This window comes from Bifidobacterium xylocopae, assembly GCF_003315615.1.
Lineage (GTDB): Bacteria > Actinomycetota > Actinomycetes > Actinomycetales > Bifidobacteriaceae > Bombiscardovia > Bombiscardovia xylocopae.
Genome location: NZ_PDCH01000076.1, coordinates 1 through 440 on the forward strand (window position 1 = coordinate 1; position 440 = coordinate 440).

At 64.5% G+C, this 440-nt stretch carries 1 protein-coding gene; it reads right to left on the reverse strand.

Going from position 1 to position 440, the window contains the following annotated elements; all coding sequences use genetic code 11:
* The coding region (locus CRD59_RS07695) for a thiamine diphosphokinase (protein WP_127920984.1) at window positions 1-440 on the reverse strand (440 nt) is incomplete at both ends.

Consider the following 440-nt stretch of genomic DNA (forward strand, 5'->3'; position numbering starts at 1 on the left):
CCGAGGAGACGTAGGTCGGCTGCTCAGATGCCATGGCCGGTCCCCCTGCCGGTAAGCCAAGAGAGCCATGCGATCTGGCAGGCAGTCCTAGGCCGCCGCCGACCAGGAGCCCCAGTCCACCATGCTTGGCCAGAATACGGATGGCCGCTACATTCGCTATCGAGTGGTCGATCCTGCCCCCAAGGCCCCCGTAGATGACGACGCGTCGATAACCATGCTCCCAGCCCAGCTTCAGTGCCGCCTGCATGTCGGTGTCGTCCTTTTCGGCGGGAAGGCGGATGATTCGGCTCCCGCCCTGGGGCGGGGGGGATGAACTCGAGTCGAAGTCGCCCACTATCAGGTCCGGCTCCAATCCTACGCTCCTGGCATGGTCGGCGCCCCCGTCCGCCGTGATTACCAGTCTGTGCCTTGCCTTGTCTTGGCCGTTGCTGTCCTGGCAT